Origin of the sequence: Pseudarthrobacter sp. MM222 (assembly GCF_947090775.1) — a bacterium.
Lineage (GTDB): Bacteria > Actinomycetota > Actinomycetes > Actinomycetales > Micrococcaceae > Arthrobacter.
In genome coordinates this window covers 1201828-1225191 of the sequence record NZ_OX352321.1, presented here as the reverse complement: position 1 = coordinate 1225191, position 23364 = coordinate 1201828, and the positions used below count along the sequence as shown (strand labels likewise).

The following is a 23364-nucleotide window of genomic DNA, read 5'->3' as shown; positions in this document are numbered from 1 at the left end:
GCTTGTTTGACCACATAAAGGAGAAGTCCGTGTCTACCCCCAACAGCGCAACTGCAGCTTGGCTCACCCAGGAAGCTTTTGACCGCCTGAAGGCAGAGCTGGACCACCTCTCCGGCCCCGGCCGGGCGGAAATCGTTCAGAAGATCGAAGCTGCCCGGCAGGAAGGCGACCTCAAGGAGAACGGCGGCTACCACGCGGCCAAGGAGGAGCAGGGCAAGATCGAGGCCCGCATCCGCCAGCTCACTGCCCTGCTGCGGGACGCCCACGTGGGCGAGTCACCGGCCGACGACGGCATCGTGGAACCCGGAATGATCGTCGTTGCCCGGATCGCGGGCGACGAGGAGACGTTCCTGCTCGGCTCCCGCGAGATCGCAGGCGACTCCGACCTCAATGTCTTCAGTGAGAAGTCCCCGCTGGGTGCCGCGATCGTCGGCCACAAGGAGGGCGACCAGATCAGCTACACCGCACCGAACGGCAAGGACATCGCGGTGGAGATCATCTCCGCCAAGCCCTACGTCGGCTGACAGCAACCCTGCGTTCCAGGACGGAACGACGACGCCGGCCTCCCCTACGCGGGGAGGCCGGCGTTTTTTGTCGGCAGAATGAGGCGGCGGCCGCTTAGCGTCCGGCGCGCAGGGCCCCGGTGCCGCGAGTGCTCAGCAGCAGCGCGGCCGCGACGCCGCCGATCGCCCCGCCCAGGTGCGCCTGCCAGGACACAAAGCTCGCCACGGTGGGAAGGATGCCGAAGAGGATGCCGCCGTAAGCCATGAACAGCACCACCGACAGCACGATCTGCCACCAGTTGCGGTTGACGAAACCCCGGACCAGCAGGAACGCGAAGAGGCCGAAGACCAGCCCGGACGCGCCGACGGTCACTTTGAAACCGCCGATCAGCCAGACCACCACCCCGGATCCCAGCCAGCTGGACGCCAGCGCGGTGACGAAGACGCGCATGCCGGCCAGGAACACCAGGAACCCGAAGATGATCAGCGGGAGGGTGTTGGACATCAGGTGAGCCAGGTTGGCGTGCAGCAGCGGGAACGTCAGGATGTCCAGGAGTCCGTCGAGGGTACGCGGCCGCAGACCGAACGTGCGGTTCAGGGAATGCAACAGCACTGTGTTGACGATCTCGATGACGTACAGCAGCAGGACGAAGGAACCCACCACCAGCAGCCCTCGCCGGGCCCGCGCGGCGGGGGTCTCAACGGTACGGGGCCGTTCGTCCGGAAAAGAGTCGAGGGTCATGGCGCCTAGTGAACCACAATCGGCTGGAAGCCCTCGGCCCGGAGAGCCGCGAGGACCTGTTCGCAGTGCTCGTGGCCCTTGGTTTCCAGGTTCACCGTGATGGAGACGTCACCCATACTGATCGAGCCGCCCACCCGGGTGTGGTCCAGGCCGGTCACGTTGGCGTCGTTCTCGGCGATGATGCGGGCGATCGTGGCAAGCGAGCCCGGGCGGTCGTCCAGCATCATGCGGACCGTCATGTACCGGCCGGCGGCCGAGAGACCGCGCTGGATGACCTTGAGCATCAGCATGGGATCGATGTTGCCGCCGGACAGCACCACCGCCACGGTCCCCGGGTTCTCGATCTTGCCCTCCATCAGGGCCGCGACGCCGACGGCCCCGGCGGGTTCCACCACCATCTTGGCGCGTTCCAGCAGGAAGATCAGCGCGCGGGCCAGGGCGTCCTCGCTGACCGTGACGACGTCGTCCACGAGTTCGCGGATGATGCTGAAGGGCAGCTGCCCGGGCCGTCCCACGGCGATGCCGTCGGCCATTGTCGAGACCCGCTTGAGCGGCACCAGGGCGTCAGCGGCAAGGGAGGGCGGATAGGCTGCGGCGTTTTCCGCCTGCACACCGATGATGCGGATTTCCCGGCCGAGTTCCTTCGCCCGGGCCTTGACCGCCACGGCGACGCCGGCGAGCAGCCCGCCGCCGCCGACCCCCATCAGGATGGTGTCGACGTCGGGGACCTGCTCCAGGATCTCGAGCCCGACGGTGCCTTGGCCGGCGACGACGTCCACGTCGTCGAACGGGTGGACGAAGACGGCGCCGGATTCGTCCGCATAACGCTTTGCCTCGGCGAGCGCTTCATCGACGTTGTGGCCGTGCAGCACCACCTCGGCACCGTGGCTGCGGGTGGCGGCCAGTTTGGGCAGGGCGACCCCGAGCGGCATGTAGATTCGGGCCCGGATGCCGAGGCTCTTCGCCGCGACAGCGACGCCCTGGGCGTGGTTGCCGGCCGAGGCGGCTACGACGCCGCGCTTCTTTTCGTCCGGGGACAGTTTGGCCATCCGCACGTAGGCCCCGCGCACTTTGAACGAGCCGGCGCGCTGCAGGTTTTCGCACTTAAGGAACACGTCCCCGCCGACGAGGCTGCCGAGGGCCCGGGACGACTCCACCGGGGTCCGCGTAATGATCCCGTCGAGCAGCTTCTGCGCCTCCAGGACATTGTCCAGCGTGACGGGCAGGCTCTCAAGGGTAAGCACGAACGAGTCTCCTTCTTCGGATCAGGCTCCGGTGCCCCGGCCGGCGTCGCTGCCCGGGTCACCATGGTGGTGTGCGGCGTCCTCCCGGCGGCCGGGAGTTTCACCCGACAGGTGGACGTCTCTAAAGGTGTTGTCGACGCCGGGCACGGCAGGAGCAAGGATGCCCTGCTGACCCGCGGCTGCAAGCACCCCATCATGTTCCCACGTTCTGCCGGCAATGTAGCGAATCGCCGAGTTTGCTACGGCGAGGATCGGCACCGAGAACAGGGCCCCGGGGATCCCCGCGAGGTACGAACCGGCCGCGACAGCGAGGATCACGGCCACCGGATGCAGGGCAACGGCCTTGCCCATCACCAGGGGCTGCAGGATATGGCTTTCCAGCTGCTGGACCAGCAGCACGATTCCGAGCATGATCAGGGCATTGACCCAGCCGTTGGCGACGAGGGCCAGGAGCACGGCGACGGCGCCGGTCACCAGGGCACCGACGATCGGGATGAAGGAGCCGAGGAACACCAGCACGCCCAGCGGCAGGGCCAGGGGCACGCCGATGATGGCCGCGCCCACGCCGATGCCGACGGCGTCCACGAAAGCGACGAACATCTGGATCCGCGCGTAGCTGACCATCGAGGCCCAGCCCTTGCGGCCGGCCCCGTAGGTCGCGGGGCGGGCCTTCCTGGGCAGCAGCCGGACCAGGAAGGCCCAGATGCGCTCTCCTTCCAGCAGGAAGAAAATCAGGATAAACAGGGCAAGGATCAGCCCCGCCGCGAAGTGCCCCGCGGTGCTCCCGAAGGACAGGGCGCCGCTGAGGATGCTGCTGCTGTTGTTCTGCAGCGCCGCAGAGGCTTCCTTGATGTACTGGTCGATCTGGGCGGCGGAAAGGTGCAGGGGGCCATCCGCCAGCCAGCCCTGGATTTTCTGGATGCCGACCAGCGCCTCGCTCCACAGCTCGGAGAAGCCGGACACGAGCTGCCGGCCCACCAGCGCCAATGCGCCTCCGATCGCCCCGATGAAGCCCAGGACGGTGATAGCGACGGCGGCGCCGTTGGGCAGCTGCCGGGTCCTGAGCCAGCCTGCCACGGGATTCAGCAGTCCGGCCAGCAGGGCGGCCACCATGATGGGGATCAACAGGAAACTGATGTGGCTGAGCAGCCAGATCAGGGTCCCGCCGAACAGCAGGATCAGGCCCAGCCGCCAGGACCACGCTGCGGCGATCCGCACCCCGTAGGGAATGTCCCGGTCCAGCTGGCGGTCCGTCAGAACCCGGAGGGGTGCGGCGGGCATGGCCGGATCGGATCCAGGGTGCGGTGCGGCGGCGTCAGCTGGGGTCATAGCTTCATGATTCACCAGTCGCGCCCGGATGGGAAACTCCGCTCTCCAGCGCGGCGCTGATGCCCCAGCTCATCGAGAACTCCTCCCCCGGAGCCAGCCAGCGGAGGCCGTCTCCGCTGTTGAATGCGTTGGCCGGCCCGGTCATGGGTTCAATCGCCACGGCCTTGGCCCGCCCCGGGAAGTTCGTGGTGACGAAGACGTGGACGTAGCGGCAGTTTTCGTCCTGCCAGAGACTGACGCTCCGCCCGTCCGGGGCGCGCAGCGTGTGCCGGGCGATGCCGCCGTCGAACTCCAGGTCGGTGTAGGCGGAGTCGATGTCCAGCCCGCCGACCAGCCGTCCACCGCGAAGGTCGTAATCGCCGTCGACCGGTTCGCTGCTGCGCGGAATGCCGCGGGCATCGGCCACGATCCTCGTGCCGGCGCCGACGGTCACGGTGAGCTCCTCGCTGGGCAGCTCCCCCAGCCGCAGGTAGGGATGGGCGCCCAGGACGCACGGAGCCGGTGCCTGGGAGTCGTTGATCAGGGTCTGCCGGACCACCAGTCCAAGGTCCCCGGCCAGTTCGTAGCGGACGCGGTGGCGCAGCAGGAAGGGATAGCCGTGCTGCGGGAAGATCACGGCTTCCAGCGTGACCGAGAACTGCGATTCGTCCACGAGCCCGTAGGACGCGTTGCGCAGCAGCCCGTGGCTGGCGTTGTTGCGCGACACCTCAGTGATGTCGAGCTGCTGCTTCTTGCCGTCCAGGTGCCAGATGCCGTCCTCGACCCGGTTGGCCCAGGGCGCCAGGGTGATCCCGGAGGCCCCCGGCGGGATCTGCGCATCGCCGTAGCCTTCGGTCAGCTGGGTACCGCCGCGGCTGTAGAGCCGGAGGCCGGCGGCCAGCTCGGTCACGACGGCGAGCGCGTCCCCGCGCCGGAGTTCGTACTGCCGGCCCGTGGCATAGCGCCGGGCCGAGCCCTCGGTGCCCGCTGCGGCTGCCGCGGAAGCGTCCGCGGAATGGGAGGTGGTCTGATCCATGGCACCACGGTACAGACCCTGCGGCAGGGCGTATACCTTGGAACCATGAGCTGCCGCAGGAACGCCGATCTGGCATGACCGCTCGCTTTGGCCCCGGCGAACTGTCGGCTTCGTTCCGGAGCGTCTTCGGCACCGACCCGGACGGCGTCTGGCAGGCTCCCGGACGGGTGAACCTGATCGGCGAGCACACGGACTACAACGAAGGGTTCGTGCTGCCGTTCGCGATCGACCGGACCGCCCGGGTGGCAGTCCGGCTCAGGCCGGACTCGACCATCCGGCTGATGTCCACGTTCGGCAACCAGGGGCTGACGACGGCGGACGCCGGGTCCCTGAGCCGTGCCGCGGCGCGCGGCTGGACCAAGTATCCACTGGGAGTGCTCTGGGCGCTGCAGCAGCGCGGGCTTGCTGTGCCCGGCCTGGACCTGCTCCTGGCTTCGGACGTGCCCCGGGGCGCGGGCCTCTCCTCCTCCCATGCCATTGAGTGCGCCGTCGTCACGGCAATGAACGAACTCGCCGGCGGCGGTCTGGGTGTCGAGGACATGGTCCTGGTCACCCAGCGCGCCGAGAACGACTTCGTCGGCGCACCCACCGGCATCATGGACCAGTCGGCCTCGCTGCGCGGCTCCTCCGACCACGCCGTCTTCCTCGATTGCCGGGACCAGAGTGTCGAGCTCGTGCCGTTCGACGCCGAGCAGGCCGGGCTGGAACTGCTGGTGATCGACACGAAGGTTTCGCATTCGCACGCCACCGGAGGCTACGCCGCCCGGCGGGTGTCCTGCGAGCTGGGCGCCGAGGTCCTCGGCGTGGCGTCCCTGCGCTCGCTTTCCCTCGGGGACCTCGACGAGGCCCTCGGGCTGCTGGACGAGGAGACGTTCCGCCGGGTCCGCCATGTCGTGACCGAGAACGACCGCGTGCTGCAGACTGTCGAAGCCCTGCGGAGCGCCGGCCCCCGGGCGATCGGTCCTCTCCTGGATGCCTCCCACGGCTCCATGCGGGACGACTTCGAAATTTCCTGCCCCGAACTGGATCTCGCGGTGGAGGCGGCGCGCTCCGCAGGCGCACTTGGCGCCCGGATGACCGGCGGCGGCTTTGGCGGCTCCGCGATCGCCCTGACTCCGCAAGGGGCGGCGCGCGGGGTGCGCGACGCCGTCGGGCGCTCCTTTGCAGCGGCCGGATACGCTGCGCCGGACATCTTCAGCGTCCGCCCGGCAGCCGGGGCCATGCGCGTGGCCTGACCCGAGCGTAGGCTGGGCGCATGTCAGAAGCAGTCATCGTTTCCACTGCCAGAAGCCCCATCGGACGCGCCTTCAAGGGCTCGCTCAAGGACGAGCGGCCCGATGACCTCGCCGCCGCCATGGTGACCGCCGCACTGGCCGCCATCCCGGCCTTCGATGCCGCCGACCCGGAGCGGGGCCTCGACGACTTGTACCTGGGCTGTGCCGAACCAAGCGGCGAGGCAGGCTCCAACATGGCCCGGGTGGTCTCCATCCTGACCGGACTGGACAACGTTCCCGCCGCCACCATCAACCGCTTCTGCGCCTCCAGCCTGCAGACCCTCCGGATGGCCTTCCATGCCATCAAGGCCGGCGAAGGCCAGGCGTTCATCTCCGCCGGGGTGGAAGCGGTGTCCCGGTACCGGGACTGGGCCGGGGCCGGCGAAACGGACGCCGGCACGCACAACCCGCTCTTCGACGCCGCCCGGCAACGCACGGCGGCGCGTGCGGCCTCCAACACCCCTTGGACGGACCCCCGGCTGGGCGGCCGGATGCCGGACATCTACATCGCCATGGGCCAGACCGCCGAAAACGTCGCCACCAGCTACGGCATCGGCCGGGCGGACCAGGACGCCTGGGCGGTGCTCAGCCAGAACCGCGCCGAAGCCGCCATCGCCGCCGGCTTCTACGCCCGGGAGATCACGCCGTACACCCGGAAGGACGGCGCCGTGGTGGACCGCGACGACTCACCCCGGGCAGGTGTCACCCTGGACGCCGTCAGCGCCCTCGAGCCGGTCTTCCGCAGCGGCGGCACCGTCACGGCCGGCAACGCCTGCCCGCTGAACGACGGCGCCGCCGCCGTCGTGGTTATGAGCGATGCGCGGGCCCGCGAACTCGGGCTGCAGCCGCTGGCACGGATCGTCTCCACCGGAGTCAGCGCCCTGTCCCCGGAGCTGATGGGGATGGGCCCGGTGGAAGCGAGCCGCCGTGCGCTGGAGCTCGCTGGGCTGGGCATCGGGGACATCGACCTCGTGGAACTCAACGAGGCGTTCGCGGTGCAGGTCGTGGCCAGCGCCAAGGAGTTGGGGATCGACGCCGACAAGCTCAACGTCAACGGCGGGGCCATCGCGCTGGGGCACCCGTTCGGCATGACCGGCGCCCGGATGACCACCACGTTGCTGAACAGTCTCCGGGAACGGGACGGGCAGCTTGGGCTGGCCACACTGTGCGTCGGCGGCGGGCAAGGCATGGCCGTCGTCCTGGAACGGCTGACCTGACGCGCTAGACACCCGGCCGGGCTGGTTGCGGCACGCAAAAGGGGAGCCCCGAACGCTTCAGTTCGGAGCTCCCCATTACTACGTGCCTAGCCGGTCGGACCGCTAGTCGTCGCCGCGGAGGATGGCCAGCAGGCGGATGATCTCCACATACAGCCACACCAGCGTCACAGTGAGGCCGAAGGCAGCTGTCCAGGAGAAACGCTGCGGGGCGCCGCTGCGGACGCCGGCTTCAATGCTGGTGAAGTCCATGATCAGGGAGAAGGCAGCCAGGCCGATCGCCAGCAGGCCGATGAAGACGCCGAGCGGGATGCCGAAGATCTCCATGCTCGTGCGCAGGCCGAACGGGGAGTCCACCGCGCCCGTCCACATCATCACCATGTTGATCAGCGAGAAGACGGCGTAGCCGATGATGGCGATCATGAAGAACCGCATGGCCTTCGGGGTGGCCCGGACCTTGCCGCTCTTGAAGAGCACAAGCGTCACGGCGAAGACGGAGAGCGTGCCGATGACGGCCTGCAGGCCAACACCGGGGTAGATCCCGTCCAGGATCCGCGTCAGGCCGCCAAGGAAGAGTCCTTCCAGGCCGGCGTAGGCCAGGATCAGCGCCGGTGAGGGCTGCTTCTTGAAGGTGTTGACGAGTGCGAGGACGAATCCGCCCAGCGCGCCGACAATCATCAGCATGGACGCCAGGCCCTGCGCGACAACCAGGGTCACGGCTGCGCCGGCGATCACCATGCCGAGGCAGGCCGCCGTCTTCATGATGACGTCGTCGAAGGTCATGCGCCCCGTGTCGGCGGGGCCGGCGGCGGGCCGGTTGTACATGTCCTGGAGCTGGTCCTGGGTCATGCCCTGCTGGGCTGCATTCCAGCCGCCCTGCGCGTACTGGCCCTGGCCGTAGGGGTTCTGGCCGAAGTTGCCCTGGCCGTAGGCCTGCGGGGCAGGCGGTGCCTGGGTGGCTCCACGGAAGTTCTTTCCGTTGAAGATCGGGTTTCCGCCAAGTGCCATTGCGGGTGTCCTCCAAATAAAAGGGGGTGAGTGATGAACCATGCGGAGCTGTTGATGCTTACGTACTTACAACCCACGCTACCAATTTCCACGGCTGACCGGGAGGGATAGTTCCCGGAGAGCCTCCGCCGCAACTCAACCGTGATCTGCAGGCCGCGTTTCCGGCCGTTTGGGGGATGTCCAGGACGAATGTTTAGGAATACTCTGGATCAACAAAAGTTTTCTTTAGCTCAGGTGAATTACGGCATGGGCACTGCTTCACGGTTGTTACCCGATCGCGACGTTCTCCCTGCTCGCGGCGGCATTCTTTGCCCTGAACGCGCTGTAACATGGGGCCCAACAGGTGACGGACATCACAGGCTATTCCGCATTGCATCGCATTACCGCACCACCCGTCACCTGAACGTTCGCAGCGGTTGCAAAGGCGCAACCCAGACCACCCCCATGTGGAGGTTTTCAATTTGAGAAACACACCGAGAGGCCTGTCGCAGAGACGGCGCGGCAGACTGCTGAAAGCTGTGGGGGCCGTATTCGCCGCCGTGGCCGCGCTACTGCTCATCGTCGCACCGGCATCGCAGGCCACGAGTCCCTCGCCGACACCATCCCCGTCGGCTACCACGTTCCAAAACAGCATCAGCGGCTTCCTCCGCGGCGACGACCGCGCCCCGATAGCCGACGTGACCATCACCGCCAAGAGCGGTGACTTCACGGGAACCACGAAGTCGGGACCCAACGGCTCATGGACCATCGGTGTCCCCACCCAGGGGACATACGAAGTTGAGCTCGACGAATCCACTCTTCCGGAGGGCATCAAGCTCGCCGAAGGGCAGGAAAACCCCCGCAAGGTCACTTTCAGCCAGACCTCCAATCTCTCGGTGATCTTCACCTTTGGACAGGGCATCGTCATCCAGCAGCAGGACTTCGGCCAGAACCTGCTTAACCGTCTGGTGGCCGGCCTCAGCTTCGGCCTCCTGCTGGCCCTTGCCTCCGTGGGCCTGTCGTTGATCTTCGGCACCACCGGCCTGACCAACTTTGCACACGGCGAAATGGTGACCCTCGGCGCCGTCCTCGTCTTTGCCTTCAACGCCATGGGCCTGCCGTTCTGGCTCGCCATCATTCTGTCCCTGCTGGGCGGCGGGTTATTCGGCTACGTCCAGGATGCAGGTCTATGGAGGCCACTGCGGCGCCGCGGTACGGGCCTGGTCCCCATGATGATCGTGAGCATCGGCCTGGCGCTGGCCGTCCGCTACGTGATCCAGTTCTACTTCGGCGGAGCCACGCAGCAGCTGCCGTTCGCGCAGAGCTCGGAAATCCAGATCGGGCCAGTCTCCATCTCGCCCAACAACCTCTGGTCCCTCGTGATCAGCGCCGTGGTCATCGCCGTGCTCGGCGTCATCCTGCTGAAGACCCGGCTCGGCAAGGCCACCCGAGCGGTCGCCGACAACCCGGCTCTCGCAGCCGCCTCCGGCATCGACGTCGACTCCGTCATCAGGATTGTCTGGATCACCGGCGGCATGCTCGCCTCGCTGGGCGGCATCCTGTGGGCGTACTACCGTCCCGGCGTCACCTTCGACATGGGCTCGCAAATCCTGCTGCTCATCTTCGCCGGCGTCACCCTCGGTGGCCTTGGCACGGTCTGGGGTGCCCTGATCGGTTCCATCATTGTCGGCATCTTCGTGGAGCTGACCACCGTGTTCGGCCTGGCGGCCGACCTCAAATACGTGGGAGCACTGTTCATCATGATTGTTGTCCTCTTGTTCCGGCCTCAGGGCATCTTGGGCCGTCGCGAGCGCGTGGGTTAGGAGACAGCCATGGACTTCGGATTCATACTTTCCAGCGCTGCCGGTGAACTGTTCAGCCCGACGACGGCGGCTTACGCCCTTGCCGCCCTCGGCCTTGCGGTCCACTTCGGCTACTCGGGCCTGCTGAACTTCGGCCAGGCCGGCTTCATGGCGGTGGGAGCCTACGGCTTCGCCATCTCCACTCTTACCTTCGGCGTGCCCTTCTTCGTCGGCCTCCTGATCGCCATCGTCTGCGCGAGCATCTTCGCGTTGCTCCTGGGCATCCCCACACTGCGCCTGCGCGCGGACTACCTGGCCATCGTCACGATCGCGGCCGCGGAAATCGTCCGCTACATCGTGACCACGAACCAGCTGACCGCGGTGACCGGCTCTGCCAACGGGCTTGCCGCCTTCGAAGGCGGGTTCTATGCCATGAACCCGTTCCCGGAAGGCTCCTACCTGGGCATGAACAACCGGGACTTCTTCATCCGCGTCGTCGGCTGGGGCCTCGTCATCATCTGCTGCACCCTGGTGTGGCTGCTGATGCGCAGCCCCTGGGGCCGCGTCCTCAAGGGCATCCGCGAAGACGAAAACGCCGTCCGCTCCCTCGGCAAAAACGTCTACGCTTACAAGATGCAGGCCCTTGTCATCGGCGGCGTGCTCGGCGCCCTCGCGGGCATGATCTTCACCCTCCCCCGCGGCGCAGTCCAGCCGGCCAACTACGGCACCGAACTGACGTTCTTCCTGTACACCTGCCTGCTGCTCGGCGGCCTCGGCACGGTACTGGGACCCGTCATCGGCGCCATGATCTTCTGGGTCGTGCTGTCTCTGACGCAGGGCATTCTGTACGGCCTGATCGAATCAGGCGCCGTCACCTGGCTGAACACGGTCCAGGCCGGTCAGCTGCGATACATCCTGGTGGGCGTCGCCCTGATGCTACTGATGATCTTCAGGCCGCAGGGCGTCTTCGGCAACAAGAAGGAGCTGGCGTTCGCATGAGCACTCAGAGCGGATCATCCGCAATCACCGGAAGCACCGGGCAGTCAGAAGAGATCAACTACATGACGGACGCGCGTCCGATTGCCGCCGACGAGACGGCACCGGGCTGCAAGAAGCGCGATCCGATCGTGGTGGCGGAAAACGTCACCCGCAGCTTCGGCGGCATCAACGCCGTCGACGTCGAATACCTTGAGATCCCCAGGCACAAGATCACGGCGCTCATCGGCCCGAACGGCGCCGGCAAGACCACCCTGTTCAACCTGCTCACGGGCTTCGATACCCCCAATTCGGGCAAGTGGCAGTTCGAAGGCCAGAGCATTGCCGGGGTCTCCCCGTACAAGGTTGCCCGGATGGGCATGGTCCGTACCTTCCAGCTGACCAAGGTCATGGGCAAGCTCACCGTAATGGAGAACATGCGCCTCGGCGGCTCCAACCAGCCCGGAGAACGCCTGTCGAAGGCCCTCTTCAAGGGCATCTGGGGCGGCCGGGAGAAGGAAATCACCGCCCAGGCAGATGTCCTGCTGGAGAAATTCAAACTGGACGCGAAGAAGGACGATTACGCGGCGTCGCTTTCCGGCGGCCAGCGCAAGCTGCTCGAAATGGCCCGGTCGCTGATGGTCCGGCCCAAGCTGGTCATGCTGGACGAGCCGATGGCCGGGGTCAATCCGGCGCTGACGCAGTCGCTGCTGGACCACATCAAGAACCTCAAGGCCGAGGGAATGACCGTGCTGTTCGTTGAGCATGACATGAACATGGTCCGCCACATCGCCGACTGGGTGGTCGTGATGGCTGAGGGCAAGATCGTGGCCGAAGGCCCGCCCGCCGAGGTCATGAAGAACCCGGCCGTGATTGACGCCTACCTGGGCGCCCACCACGACGTGGATCTGGGTGACTCCGAAGGCATCAAGGAGCTTGCAGCCGAACTCGTGGCTGACGAGGAGTCGATTGTCGGTACCGAAAACGCCGGCATCATCTCCCTCGACGTCGTCGCACCGGAGGCGCAGGAGCCGACGCCGCCGGCCGGCAACGGTCCGGTCCGCGGCAGGCGCAGCGCCGATGAGCCGACCCGCACAGACAAGGACACAGAATGAGCGCCACCAGCGCGGCACCCGCCGCCGCCCCCGTGCACGATGAGGACTCCGTCGTCAAGGTCACCAACCTGGTGGCCGGCTACCTCCCCGGTGTCAACATCCTCAACGGCTGCAGCATCGAGGCCCGCAAGGGCGAGCTGATCGGCATCATCGGACCGAACGGGGCCGGCAAGTCGACCCTGCTCAAGGCGATGTTCGGCCTCGTCAAGGTCCACTCCGGTTCGGTAGTGGTCCGCGGCCAGGACATCACCGGGCTCAAGGCCAACAAGCTGGTCAGCAAGGGCGTCGGCTTCGTGCCGCAGAACAACAACGTGTTCGCCACCCTGACCATCGAGGAAAACCTGCAGATGGGCATGTTCCAGCGGCCCAAGGACTTTGCCGAGCGGTTCGACTTCGTCGCAAGCCTGTTCCCCGAGCTCGCCAAGCGGCGCGCTCAGCGGGCCGGTTCGCTCTCCGGCGGTGAGCGCCAGATGGTCGCCATGGGACGGGCCCTGATGATGGACCCGGCCGTGCTGCTGCTCGATGAGCCCTCCGCAGGCCTCTCCCCTGTCAAGCAGGATGAGACCTTCCTCCGGGTCCACGAGATCAACCGGGCCGGCGTCTCCGTGATCATGGTGGAGCAGAACGCGCGCCGCTGCCTGCAGATCTGCGACCGCGGCTACGTCCTCGACCAGGGCAAGGATGCCTACACCGGCACCGGCCGGGAGCTCATGAAGGATCCTAAGGTAATCCAGCTGTACCTGGGCACGCTGGCCGACACCGTCGAATAGCCTTCCCGCGGTATCTCCCTGTAGTACTACACAGAAGGGTCGTCACCAGCCGGTGGCGGCCCTTTTGCATGCCTTGGCGTCGTCGCCGTCCCCCACGGTGCCGTGCGGGCCCCTGCCGCGCCTCCGGGCGCCTCCGCAGCCACTTGCTCGGCGCCTGCGCTCGTTCCTCCCCGGCGGCCCCCTCCCCTCGCAAGCTCGGGCAGGGATCCCTGCCGCCGTGGGCCCAGCGCGACAACGGCGCTTTCGCAAGCGCCTGCCTCCGTCGCCCTCAGTGGTTGTCTCACCTGCCGCTCCCCCGGCAGAACGACGGCGGCGCTTTCCAGCGCGCTCCCCCGCCCGCCCACCAGGAGGGCTGGACCGCGTGACGCTGGGCCGGCCATCTGGTCTCCTCATCCTCCCGCCACGCAAGAGACCCCCGTCCGGATGGACGGGGGTCTCTTGGTGTCGGTGGGAAGCGGCTTACAGCTTGCCGAATTCTTCCTTGGCCGGCGTGTACTTGTTGTCGTCCTGGAACTCGTAGATGCCGATGTAGGCTTCCGTCGGGTCCCCGGCTTCGGAGAACGTTACGGGGCCGGACTGGCCGTCGTAGTCGATGTCCTTGCCGTTGCGGAGCAGGGTGACGCAGGACGGGAAGTCGTTGCACTTGTCGCCGGTTTCAGACACTGCCTTGAGCTGAGCCGCGATGTCGGTGCCCTTGGTGCTCTTCGCAGCCTCGGATGCCAGAGCGATCAGGTTCACTGCGTCGTATGATTCGCCAGCGTAGCTGTAATCCTTCAACGCCGGGTCAATCGCCAGCAGCTTCTTCTTGAAGTCATCCTTCGCGAAAGTGCCCGGGATGGTGCCCTGTGCGCCCTTGAGCGTGCCGGCCTGGAAGTCCTTGCTGTAGTCGGACATGTTGCCGTCCACGAGGAACATCTGAGTGGGCTTGATGCCCTTGCCCGTCATCAGCGGGACAATGCTCTTGGCCTGGTCAAAGGTGATCAGGGCGATCGCATCCGGCTTGGCCGCGATGACCTTGTCCACCTGGCTGCTGAACTGCGAATCGCCTTCGTTGAAGAGTTCTTCTGCAACGACCTTGCCGCCGGCTGCTTCGAACGATGACTTCACGTTCTTCGCGAGACCGGTGCCGTAAGCGTCGTTCAGAACGATCATGCCAACGGTCTGGGCACCGCAGGTAGCCATGTAGTTGCCGAGGACCTTGCCCTGCAGCACGTCCGAGGGGGCGGTGCGCCAGTACAGGCCCTTGTCATCCCAGGTGGTGAAGTCCGGCGAGGTGTTGGCCGGGGAGAACTGGATAACGCCAGCACCGGTGATCTGGTTGATCACGGTCTTGGACACACCGGAGGAGGCAGCGCCTACGACTGCGCTGACCCCGGAGCCCAGCAGGGCCGTGGTGGACTGGGTGGCGATGTCCGTCTTGGTGTCGCCCGAGTCGCGGTGAATAACCTCGACCGGCTTGCCCAACACGCCGCCGGCGTCATTGATTTCCTTGATGCCAAGGTTCACACCCGCGATTTCGGGCGGGCCGAGGAAGGCCAGCGAGCCGGTGGTCGGCAGGAGCGAGCCGATCTTGAGCGGCGTCGGGGTGGTGGTGGTGGAAGCAGGCACGGAACCGCCGGCACCGGCGGCAGTGGTGGCGCTGCCGGTTGCACTGGGAGCCGGGCAGGCGATGCCAGCGGCCGCGGCGGAGGCGGATCCAGTCGACGTCGGGGTGGACGAGCCACCACAAGCCGTAGCCAGAAGAGCGACGCCGATGCTGAGCGCTGTGAGCTTAGCGATGCGGGGCGCCACCTGGGGGAGTGAAGTCATGTAAAAAATCTCCTCGATCTAAAGGTGCGAACGGCCCTTTGATGCGAAAGATCAGGTGTTCCTGATTTAACTTCAAGCTAGTGCAATTTTGGCCCGAACATAAGTGACTACGGTCACATCCTTATAACACTCGTTGCATAGAGGGAATCAGCGCGAGGATCGGGGAGGCTCTGGACGCCGGGCGTCCGGGGCCCAAGGGTCGCCCTGCTCGGTCGGGCCGCCGACGCCGAGGCGGGCATGGCCGTGGGCAGCGATGGAAGTACCCCAGGTGGGACTCGAACCCACAACACGCGGATTTTAAGTCCGCTGCCTCTGCCAATTGGGCTACTGGGGCGCCCGGTCCATGGTATCCCGTCCCGCTGTCCTCCGCCCTGCCGGGGCTAGCCGAACGGGCCGGCGTAGCGGAAGGTCCCGCTGACGCCCCCCGGCCACAGGGCCAGCGGAAGCAGTTGGAAATGCGCGCCCCAGGCGGGGTCCGGGGCCTCGACGCCGAGGGAGGTGGACGGCACGAAGCCGAACCGCGAGTAGTACTCCGGGCTGCCGAGCAGGGCAATACCGCGCTCCCCTGCCGCATTTGCGCGGGCCACGGTTTCCGTCATCAGCGCGGAGCCGATCCCGTGGCGCTGGAGCCGCGGCACCACGCCGATGGGACCCAGGCCCAGCAGTTTCAGCTCCCCGGCCCAGCCGCGGGTGCTGATCACATGGCCCACGATCTCACCGCCGAGCTCCGCCACGATGCTGAACTCAGGCAGGTATTCCTCGCACTCGAAGAGCCTGGCCAGCAAGTCCACCTCTTCCGGTTCCCCCTCGACGCGGAGCCCGGTGACCGGCGAGACGGCGAAGGCCGCAGCGGTCAGGGCCAGCAGGTCGGGGCGGTCCGCGGGCTGTTCACTGCGGAGCACAAGCTCGGGCGCAGGTTTCTGCTCGCCGCTGTCGGCGACCAGTTCGTGCAGTACCTCCAGGGCCCGGTCGGCGTCGGACACGGGGACCAGGATGTGGTCGTGGTGGAATCCCGCCAGGACATTGCAGCTGATCTTTGCCTCCGTCAACGCGGCGCTGACCGCTGCCGTCAGGCCGACTGCCTCGAGCGCGGAGTGCACCTGCAGCGTGATCCAGGCGCCGACAAAGTCATAGGACAGCTCCAGGCGGTCCGCTTCGTCGCGCTGCAGCACCACGGTGAGGCCTTCCGCCTCGCGGACTGCTGCCGCGATGGCGCCGGCCAGGGGTTTGCCATGCGGCCACAGGGCGTAGACAAACTCGCCGTCGCGGCGTTCGGGGCGCATGGTGGCCAGAAGGGTGTGCAGGTCCTTTTCAGCTGTCATGGTGCCAGTCTAGGCGCGGGGTCTGTCCGAGGCCGTCCGGCGGGGGCCGCCCGGGCCGTCGGGCAGGGGCGGCCCGGCCTCCGCCGACGCAAAAACGGCGGCCGCTCCCCCTGAAGGGAACGGCCGCCGTCGAAAGGCGCGCGCTGGCTACTTGGAGTCGGCCGGCACCGATACCTTGGGAGCGCCTGCTGCCGGCGTGCCTGCGGCCGGGGCGGGAGCCGCTGCGGGCTTGGGTGCCGGGCTCGCGGCGGCCACGAAGGCGCCGCGGGGGTTGTCCAGGTCGATCAGCTGGGTGGTGTCGCGGCCCATGAAGAAGGCCAGGATCCAGCCGAAGATGACGCGGAACTTGCGTTCGAACGTGGGCATGGCGAGGCCGTGGTAGCCGCGGTGCGCCAGCCAGGCCAGCGGGCCCTTGAGCCCGATGCGGCCCAGGATGTTGATGTTGGCAACACCCTTCCACTCGCCGAACCCGGCAACGGCGCCCAGGTTCTTGTGCTTGTAGTCCTTGAGCGGCTTGTCCCAGCGGGAAGCCCACAGGTTCTTGGCGAGGCGCTTGGCCTGGCGCAGGGCGTGCTGGGCGTTGGGGACGCAGGTTCCGTCCGGCAGGCCGCTGCCCGAGAGGTCCGGCACGGCTGCGACGTCGCCGGCGGCCCAGGCATTCTCGACGATTCCCTCGTCGCCTGCGATGCGCAGGTCCGGGAGGACGCGGACGCGTCCGCGCGGCTCGAGCGGGAAGTCGGTGGAGCGGACCATCGGGTTGGCCTGCACGCCGGCAGTCCAGACCAGGGTGTCCGACTCGAAGTCCTGGGCCGGGGTCTTGTCCGGAAGGTTGATGAGCTTCAGGGAGCCCTCGGCGTTGTCCAGCGAGGTGTTCAGGAGGACCTCGATACCGCGGCTGCGGAGGTGCTCGACGACCCATTCGGCCTGCTTGGCCGTGACCTCGGGCATGATGCGGCCCATGGCCTCAACCAGGACGAAGCGGACTTCCTCCTGCTTGACACGCGGGTTGTTCTTGACCGCGGCGCGGGCAAGATCTTCCATTTCGGTGATGCACTCGATGCCGGCAAAGCCGCCGCCAACGACGACGAAGGTCAGCGCGCGGGCGCGCTCAACCGGATCCGTCATGAGCGAGCCGGCTTCGATGCGCTCGAGGACGCTGTTGCGCAGGGCCACGGCTTCCTCGATGGTCTTGAGGCCAATGCCCTTGTCCGCGAGGCCCTTGATCGGGAAGGTGCGGGTGATCGCGCCCGCAGCAACGACGACGTCGAAGTAGGGAATCTCGAAGTTCTCGCCACCGTCGGCCGGGGCAACCACGGCGGTGCGGTTGGCGTGGTCGATCGAGAGGACGCGGCCCTGGATGAGTTCCGTCTGCTTGAGGTGCTGGCGGTGCGAGACGACGGCGTGGCGGGCCTCGATGTTGCCGCCTGCCACCTCGGGGAGGAAGGGCTGGTAGGTCATGTAGGGCAGCGGATCAACGACGGTGACGATGCCACCGGCATTCGCGATCTTGTTCTGCAATTTGAGGGCGACGTACAGGCCGACGTACCCGCCGCCGACGACGAGTACCCGGGGACGGTCCTGGAGCTGAGGGGTGGATGCCATGCGTCAAGAATACAGTAGTTTGTGAAAAACTTCACTAACTACGCTTGGCGCGACCTGACCGGCAGCAGAGGCCGTTCTGGAGGCACATAACGACCCCTGCTGCGGGCTAGTTGGGCTTGCCGGAATCCACGGAGTCGAGGACCCCGGTTTCCGGCCCTCCGGGCCCGTCCTGCCCTCCGCTCGCGCCCGGGCGTCCGGCGCGGCGGAGCTGGAAAACCGCTGCGGCGATGATGGCCAGGAACAGCGCCCCGAAGCCGAGGACCACCATGGCCGGAACGGCGCTGTCGAATTGCGAGGGCTGCTCCGCCACCGGCACGGTGGCCTCCGGCAGGGTCGGCAGGGCGCTGGACGGAGCGGGGGCCTCCGTGGCCGGTGCCGTCGCCAGGTTCCCGCGGCGGTGGACGCGGATCCAGTCGGAGATGGAGCCCAGGGGGTTGGTCTTGGTTTCCGGCACGTCGGCCTTGAGAGCTGCCTCCGCGTTGAGCACCCCAAAGCCGTAAATCGGGTCTTTCCCGGTCGCCCCGGCGTCCTTCGCCGTGCTGACGATCCGGTTGATGACCTGGCTGGCCGTCATGTCCGGCCACTTGGAGCGGATCAGGGCGGCGACGCCGGCGACGATGGGGGTGGCGCCGGAGGTACCCGCCCATTCGGCGTAGCCGCCGGAGGGCAGGCCGCCGATCAGGTTCTCGGCGGGGGCCGCTACGCCGATGCTGATGCCCTGCGACGAGGAGTCGATGCTGGCCCGCCCCTTGCGGTCCAGCCCGGCCACGGTCAACACTCCGGGAATGGTGGCCGGGGCGCCGACCTGGATGTTTCCGCCCAGCCGGTTGCCGGCGGCGGCAACGATCACGACGTCCTTCTGCTCGGCGTAGAGGAATGCCGCATCCCAGCTCTGCGGCCACTCCGGAGACGTGCTGCCGAGCGAGATGTTGATGACGCGGGCGCCGTTGTCGACGGCCCAGCGGACCGCCTCGGGGATCTGGTCCTGGTCGCTCTTGCCGCCGGGGTTGGCGGAACCGAGCCAGGTGGAAACGGAGAGCAGTTGAGCTTCGGGCGCAACCCCGACAATCCCGTCCGGTCCGACAGTGGGACCAGGCCGTGCGCTGGGGGTGGGGCTCGGGCTGGCGCTGGCGGTGGCCGGGGGCTGGTGTCCCCGGCCCGCGAGCATGGTGGCCACCAGGGTGCCGTGTTCGGGCTTGGCGCCGATGCTCTCCCGCCCGTCCGGGCTGCCGGCGCCGGACACATCCGCTCCCCCGGACAGCACTCCGGCAAGGTCCGGGTGCGTGCCGTCCACGCCGCTGTCGATCACGGCGATCTTGACGTTGGCGCCCTTGGAGACTTCCCAGGCCTTGGTGATTCCCGACTCGGCGAGCCAGTATTCCTTGTCGCGCCAGGAATCCGCGTGCGCGGCGGGAGCCGCCGCGAGCGCTATCGGAACGCTGCCGCCCGCCAGGGCCAAGGCCATCAACGCGGAGGCGGTCCGGCGAGGCCGGGCTGTTGCTCTGGTCATTCGGGTCCTATCGGCGGTACAGCGGTGGCGCCGCAGGTCCGTTAGGGCCGCGGCAGGAGGAACGGAGTTTATCCAGCGGAGCTAGCTCCGGCGGATGCCCGGTTTAGCTGATGCTGAGGGCAATGCCGTCAAGAATATCGTGTTCGCTGCTGACGGCCGTGGTGATGCGGCCCTCGGTGGCTTCCGCAACGCGCTCCAGGACGCGGCGCCACACCAGCCCGCCGGCGCCGATCACGTCCACCCGGCCCGGGTGCATGTAGGGCAGGGCGGCCCGCTCTGCCCGCGTCATTTCCAGGAGCTCGGTGCAGGCGCGGCGGACCGCCGCCAGGCTGAGTTCGGCTCCATGGATCGCCGTCGGGGAATATTCCGGAAGGTTCAGCGCGTGGGCGGAGATGGTGGTGACGGATCCCGCCACCCCGACGACGACGGTGCTGCGGTTCAGCGGTACGGTCCGTGCGGCCTCGCTGATCGCGGCGTCGATGTCGGCTTCCGCCGCGGCGATCTGCTCCGCCGTCGGCGGGTCGTTGCGGAGGTGGCGTTCCGTCATCCGGACGCAGCCGATGTCGACGGACTTCGCGGCAATGACGCCGTCGGCGTTCCCCAGCACGAACTCAGTGCTGCCGCCGCCGAGGTCCACGACCAGCACGGGGTCCGGGCCGCGGGAGGGCAGGACGCTGCTGGCGCCGGCGAAGGAGAGGGCGGCTTCTTCGTCGCCGGTGATCACCTCGGGTTCGACGCCGAGGAGTTCGCGGATCCCGTCGATGAAGACCTGCCGGTTGCGCGCGTCGCGGGTGGCAGAGGTCGCGACGAAACGGATTTTTTCGGCACCGTGGTGGCGGATCAGTCCGGCGTATTCGCGCGTTGCAGCGAAGGTGCGGTCGAGGGCTTCCTGAGCGAACTCGCCGGTGGCGTCGACGCCCTGGCCGAGGCGGACGACGCGCATTTCGCGCACGACGTCGGTGAGCGGGGGGGTCGTGCCTCCGGAATCCGGTGCGTGGGTGTCGGCGATGAGCAGACGGATGGAGTTGGTTCCGCAGTCGACGGCGGCGACGCGCGTCACTGGCCGGCCTCTGCTTCGGTGGTTTCCGGCTGGCCCGGCAGTTCCGTGCGTGCCTTGCGGACCGGGGCCGGCCGGCCCACGATCTCCGGAAGGCCCTGTGGTCCGTGCCGGCTGAGGTCCTGCGAGGGGACCTCGCCGCCGGTGTCCCAGGCGCCGTCGCAGTAGCAGCGGTCGCTGGTCCACCATTCCGCGATGCCGGCGATCGCCTCGTCACCGAGCGGGTTCACCCCGGGCCCCGCAGCCAGGGCGTGCCCCACCAGGACGTGCAGGCATTTGACCCGGGTCGGCATTCCGCCGGCGGAAATACCGTCGATCTCGGGCACGGTGCCGATGCCGGACCGGACGCCGATCTCGGCCCGGGCGGCCAGATAGGCCTCGTGGGCGGCGCGGTAGCCGTCGGCCAGGACCGCATCGGCGCCCAGCCGCTCGTTCATCTCATTCATCAGCCCGGCGGCCTCAAGCCGCGAAACGGCGGAGGTGATGACCGGGTGCGTCAGGTAGAAGGTGGTGGGGAACGGCGTGCCGGTGCTGAGCCGCGGCGACGTGGCCGCGACGAGCGGGTTTCCGCAGACGCAACGGGCTGGGATCTCGACGACGTCCCGGACCGGGCGGCCGAGCTGCCGGCTCAGGACCTCAAGATCGTGCGCGGAGGGCTGGCGGGACTCTTGGAACGCACCTGCTGTGCTGGCGGCGTCGGCCGGCGCTGCTGCCGGCTTCCCTGCCTTGAGGGTCTCGTCCACTCGGTTCTCGTCCACTGGCGCGGCACCTTTCCTGCCCTGTACGGCCTGTCCGTCGGAATGGCCGGCGGCGGGCGCCGCTTTAGTCTGTTGCCGAACGCCGGATGGAGTCCCAGAGGGAGTCCACCCATGGCAGCTTGGCCGGGTCTTGGGATGTTGCTGCTCCGGCCGCGCCACCGGACTCGCCGGCAGGAAGATCGCTGCCAAAGACCCAGTAGCCCGTCTCTCCGGGCATAACCATGTTAATCCGGTCGCGGGCCTGCTGCTTAACGTAGTTGGGATCCTGCCAGCGGGAGACCTGGCGCCTGAGGTCGTTCTGCTCGGACTGTTTCGCGGCGATGTCAGCCTGCAGGGCTGCGATTTCGGCGCGTTTCTCGAAGAAGATCTTGACGGTTGGCGCCAGCATGATAGTGATGGCAATCATGACCACGGACAGGGCCAGCATGCGTCCGGAGAACGCTTTGGCCGGGACCGGGGACTCATCCGGCTCGGCAGGAGGCTTCCCGCCGTCGCTGGCCCGGGCCGTTGATGCCTTGGCGGCGGACCTGTCACCGGTGACCTTCGTGGCGCCGGTCCTCGCCCCTGTGCTCTTGGCCCCTGCGCTCTTGGTCCCTGTGGTCTTGGTTCCGGCAGCTTTGACGCCGCTGGCAGGCTCCCGGTCCGAGGCGGCTTTGCCGGCGTCTTGCTGGGGGCTGTCGCGGCGGGAGCCTGAAGCCGGGGCGGCTGTATGGCCCGGGGCAGTCCGGCCGCCGAAGTCGGCCTGGATGACGTCGCCGCCGTCGCCCGTGTCCTGGGACTCCGGGGCCGCGGGCGTGGCCCGGGGAACCTTGGGGCGGCGGGTAGCCATGTCACTCCTGTAATGCCCGGTCCTTGCTGGGCTGGCTTGCTGCTTTGTCCTGACCTCCGTGGCCGGCACGGGCGGCACCAGCCCGGCACCAACAAGGGTGCCGAAAACAGAACCGGCGGCCATGGTCTTTCAACCATAGCCACCGGTTACTGGATTTCGTTGCTACTAGCCCTTGAAACGCGGGAAGGCGCTGCGGCCGGCGTAGCGTGCGGCGTCGTCGAGTTCTTCTTCGATGCGCAGCAGCTGGTTGTACTTGGCAACGCGCTCGGAGCGGGCCGGGGCACCGGTCTTGATCTGGCCCGCGTTGGTGGCAACCGCGATGTCAGCAATGGTGGTGTCCTCGGTCTCGCCGGAGCGGTGCGAGGTGATGGTGGTGTAACCCGCGCGCTGGGCGAGGGACACGGCGTCGAGCGTCTCGGTCAGTGAACCGATCTGGTTCACCTTGACCAGCAGCGAGTTGGCGGTGCGCGAGTCGATGCCGGTCTGCAGGCGCTCGGGGTTGGTCACGAAGAGGTCGTCGCCGACGATCTGGACCTTGTCGCCGATGGCGTCGGTGAGGGCCTTCCAGCCGTCCCAGTCGTTCTCATCCAGCGGGTCCTCGATCGAGACCAGCGGGTAGTCGGCAACGAGTTCGGCGTAGTAGGCGCTCATCTCGGCCGAGCTGAGGGCCTTGCCTTCGAACTGGTAGGCACCGTCGGTGAAGAACTCCGAGGAGGCAACGTCGAGGGCCAGGGCGATGTCCTTGCCCGGGGTGTAGCCGGCGTTCTTGATGGCTTCCTGGATCAGGTCCAGGGCGGCGCGGTTGGACGGGAGGTTCGGCGCGAAGCCGCCCTCGTCGCCGAGGCCGGTGGAGAGGCCCTTCTCCTGCAGCACGGCCTTGAGGGCGTGGTAGACCTCGACGCCCCAGCGCAGGCCTTCGGAGAAGGTCTCGGCGCCGAGCGGGACAACCATGAATTCCTGGATGTCGACGTCGGAATCGGCGTGCGAGCCGCCGTTGAGGATGTTCATCAGCGGAACCGGCAGGACGTGGGCGTTCGGGCCGCCCAGGTACTTGTAGAGCGGCAGGTCGGCGGACGCGGCGGCGGCGTTGGCCACGGCAAGGGAGACGCCCAGGATGGCGTTGGCGCCGAGCTTGCTCTTGTTGGCGGTCCCGTCCAGGTCGATCATGGACTGGTCGATGCTGCGCTGGTCGGTGGCGTCGAAGCCAATCAGGGCCGGAGCGATCTGGTCGATGACGGCGTCGACAGCCTTCTGGACGCCCTTGCCGAGGTAACGGCCCTTGTCGCCGTCGCGGAGCTCAACGGCCTCGTGCTCGCCGGTGGAGGCTCCGGAGGGGACTGCTGCGCGGCCGATCTGGCCGTCGGATAGCAGAACTTCAACTTCTACGGTCGGGTTGCCGCGGGAATCGAGGATCTCGCGGGCGTGGATGGCATCGATAAGCGCCATGAATATGCTCCTTTGGGTGAAGCGATCTGCTGGGGAATGACTGCTGGGACTCTGGCTGGAA

At 67.5% G+C, this 23364-nt stretch carries 20 protein-coding genes and 1 tRNA gene; 7 read left to right on the top strand and 14 right to left on the bottom strand.

The genetic code is table 11. The features are described from left to right. Positions 1 to 29: 29 nt before the first annotated feature. On the top strand, positions 30 to 524 hold the full coding sequence (greA, locus tag OM977_RS05580) for a transcription elongation factor GreA (protein WP_264356532.1): 495 nt from the start codon (positions 30 to 32) through the stop codon (positions 522 to 524). A gap of 94 nt (positions 525 to 618) precedes the next feature. On the opposite strand, the gene OM977_RS05575 is transcribed toward greA, so the two are convergent. The 4 genes from OM977_RS05575 to OM977_RS05560 are packed head-to-tail and all read right to left on the bottom strand — an operon-like array spanning position 619 to position 4833. Next, the gene (locus tag OM977_RS05575) at positions 619 to 1245 is read right to left on the bottom strand and encodes a rhomboid family intramembrane serine protease (protein WP_264356531.1); all 627 of its coding nucleotides are present in this window, start codon (positions 1243 to 1245) and stop codon (positions 619 to 621) included. Between the two features lie 5 nt (positions 1246 to 1250). Next, positions 1251 to 2489 (bottom strand): threonine ammonia-lyase, encoded by a 1239-nt coding sequence (ilvA, locus tag OM977_RS05570; RefSeq protein ID WP_264356530.1) that lies wholly within the window; start codon positions 2487 to 2489, stop codon positions 1251 to 1253. Between the two features lie 21 nt (positions 2490 to 2510). Next, complete coding sequence (locus tag OM977_RS05565) at positions 2511 to 3818, bottom strand: AI-2E family transporter (RefSeq protein ID WP_442960699.1); 1308 nt, start codon at positions 3816 to 3818, stop codon at positions 2511 to 2513. Between the two features lie 4 nt (positions 3819 to 3822). Next, complete coding sequence (locus OM977_RS05560) at positions 3823 to 4833, bottom strand: aldose 1-epimerase family protein (protein WP_264356529.1); 1011 nt, start codon at positions 4831 to 4833, stop codon at positions 3823 to 3825. 74 nt (positions 4834 to 4907) lie between these two features. On the opposite strand from OM977_RS05560, the gene galK reads away from it, so the two are divergent. After that, complete coding sequence (galK, locus tag OM977_RS05555; RefSeq protein ID WP_264356528.1) at positions 4908 to 6068, top strand: galactokinase; 1161 nt, start codon at positions 4908 to 4910, stop codon at positions 6066 to 6068. Positions 6069 to 6088: 20 nt separating this feature from the next. Then, a complete protein-coding gene (locus tag OM977_RS05550; RefSeq protein ID WP_264356527.1) occupies positions 6089 to 7324 on the top strand; it encodes an acetyl-CoA C-acetyltransferase in 1236 nt (411 codons plus the stop codon). Between the two features lie 102 nt (positions 7325 to 7426). Here the strand turns inward: OM977_RS05550 and OM977_RS05545 are convergent, their stop codons facing one another. Beyond that, positions 7427 to 8329 carry a Bax inhibitor-1/YccA family protein gene (locus tag OM977_RS05545; RefSeq protein WP_264356526.1) on the bottom strand — a complete coding sequence of 301 codons (903 nt, stop codon included), beginning with the start codon at positions 8327 to 8329 and terminating at the stop codon, positions 7427 to 7429. Between the two features lie 518 nt (positions 8330 to 8847). On the opposite strand from OM977_RS05545, the gene OM977_RS05540 reads away from it, so the two are divergent. Genes OM977_RS05540 through OM977_RS05525 form a run of 4 tightly spaced genes read left to right on the top strand, consistent with a single transcriptional unit; the run spans position 8848 to position 12970 of the window. Further along, the gene (locus OM977_RS05540) at positions 8848 to 10131 is read left to right on the top strand and encodes a branched-chain amino acid ABC transporter permease (RefSeq protein WP_264356525.1); all 1284 of its coding nucleotides are present in this window, start codon (positions 8848 to 8850) and stop codon (positions 10129 to 10131) included. Positions 10132 to 10140: 9 nt separating this feature from the next. Further along, positions 10141 to 11109 carry a branched-chain amino acid ABC transporter permease gene (locus tag OM977_RS05535; RefSeq protein ID WP_264356524.1) on the top strand — a complete coding sequence of 323 codons (969 nt, stop codon included), beginning with the start codon at positions 10141 to 10143 and terminating at the stop codon, positions 11107 to 11109. Beyond that, positions 11106 to 12200 (top strand): ABC transporter ATP-binding protein, encoded by a 1095-nt coding sequence (locus OM977_RS05530; RefSeq protein ID WP_264356523.1) that lies wholly within the window; start codon positions 11106 to 11108, stop codon positions 12198 to 12200. The genes OM977_RS05535 and OM977_RS05530 overlap by 4 nt, the downstream gene beginning before the upstream one ends. After that, on the top strand, positions 12197 to 12970 hold the full coding sequence (locus OM977_RS05525; RefSeq protein WP_264356522.1) for an ABC transporter ATP-binding protein: 774 nt from the start codon (positions 12197 to 12199) through the stop codon (positions 12968 to 12970). The genes OM977_RS05530 and OM977_RS05525 overlap by 4 nt, the downstream gene beginning before the upstream one ends. Positions 12971 to 13429: 459 nt before the next feature. On the opposite strand, the gene OM977_RS05520 is transcribed toward OM977_RS05525, so the two are convergent. The 9 genes from OM977_RS05520 to eno all read right to left on the bottom strand — a co-directional run bounded on the left by OM977_RS05520 (position 13430) and on the right by eno (position 23303). Beyond that, entirely contained in the window at positions 13430 to 14779 is a 1350-nt protein-coding gene (locus OM977_RS05520; protein ID WP_264356521.1) for an ABC transporter substrate-binding protein, read from the bottom strand. Between the two features lie 260 nt (positions 14780 to 15039). Next, positions 15040 to 15113, bottom strand: a tRNA-Leu gene (locus OM977_RS05515). A gap of 46 nt (positions 15114 to 15159) precedes the next feature. Next, entirely contained in the window at positions 15160 to 16101 is a 942-nt protein-coding gene (locus OM977_RS05510; protein ID WP_264356520.1) for an N-acetyltransferase, read from the bottom strand. 147 nt (positions 16102 to 16248) lie between these two features. Next, positions 16249 to 17703 carry an NAD(P)/FAD-dependent oxidoreductase gene (locus tag OM977_RS05505; RefSeq protein ID WP_264356519.1) on the bottom strand — a complete coding sequence of 485 codons (1455 nt, stop codon included), beginning with the start codon at positions 17701 to 17703 and terminating at the stop codon, positions 16249 to 16251. A 106-nt stretch (positions 17704 to 17809) separates the two neighbouring features. Further along, a complete protein-coding gene (locus tag OM977_RS05500) occupies positions 17810 to 19213 on the bottom strand; it encodes a S8 family serine peptidase (protein ID WP_264356518.1) in 1404 nt (467 codons plus the stop codon). A 103-nt stretch (positions 19214 to 19316) separates the two neighbouring features. Next, entirely contained in the window at positions 19317 to 20273 is a 957-nt protein-coding gene (locus tag OM977_RS05495; RefSeq protein ID WP_264356517.1) for a Ppx/GppA phosphatase family protein, read from the bottom strand. Next, the gene (locus OM977_RS05490; RefSeq protein ID WP_442960721.1) at positions 20270 to 21013 is read right to left on the bottom strand and encodes a DUF501 domain-containing protein; all 744 of its coding nucleotides are present in this window, start codon (positions 21011 to 21013) and stop codon (positions 20270 to 20272) included. The genes OM977_RS05495 and OM977_RS05490 overlap by 4 nt, the downstream gene beginning before the upstream one ends. Positions 21014 to 21092: 79 nt before the next feature. Next, a complete protein-coding gene (locus OM977_RS05485) occupies positions 21093 to 21857 on the bottom strand; it encodes an FtsB family cell division protein (RefSeq protein ID WP_264356516.1) in 765 nt (254 codons plus the stop codon). Between the two features lie 165 nt (positions 21858 to 22022). Continuing rightward, positions 22023 to 23303, bottom strand: a complete 1281-nt coding sequence (eno, locus tag OM977_RS05480; protein ID WP_264356515.1) for a phosphopyruvate hydratase — start codon at positions 23301 to 23303, stop codon at positions 22023 to 22025. Positions 23304 to 23364: the final 61 nt, after the last annotated feature.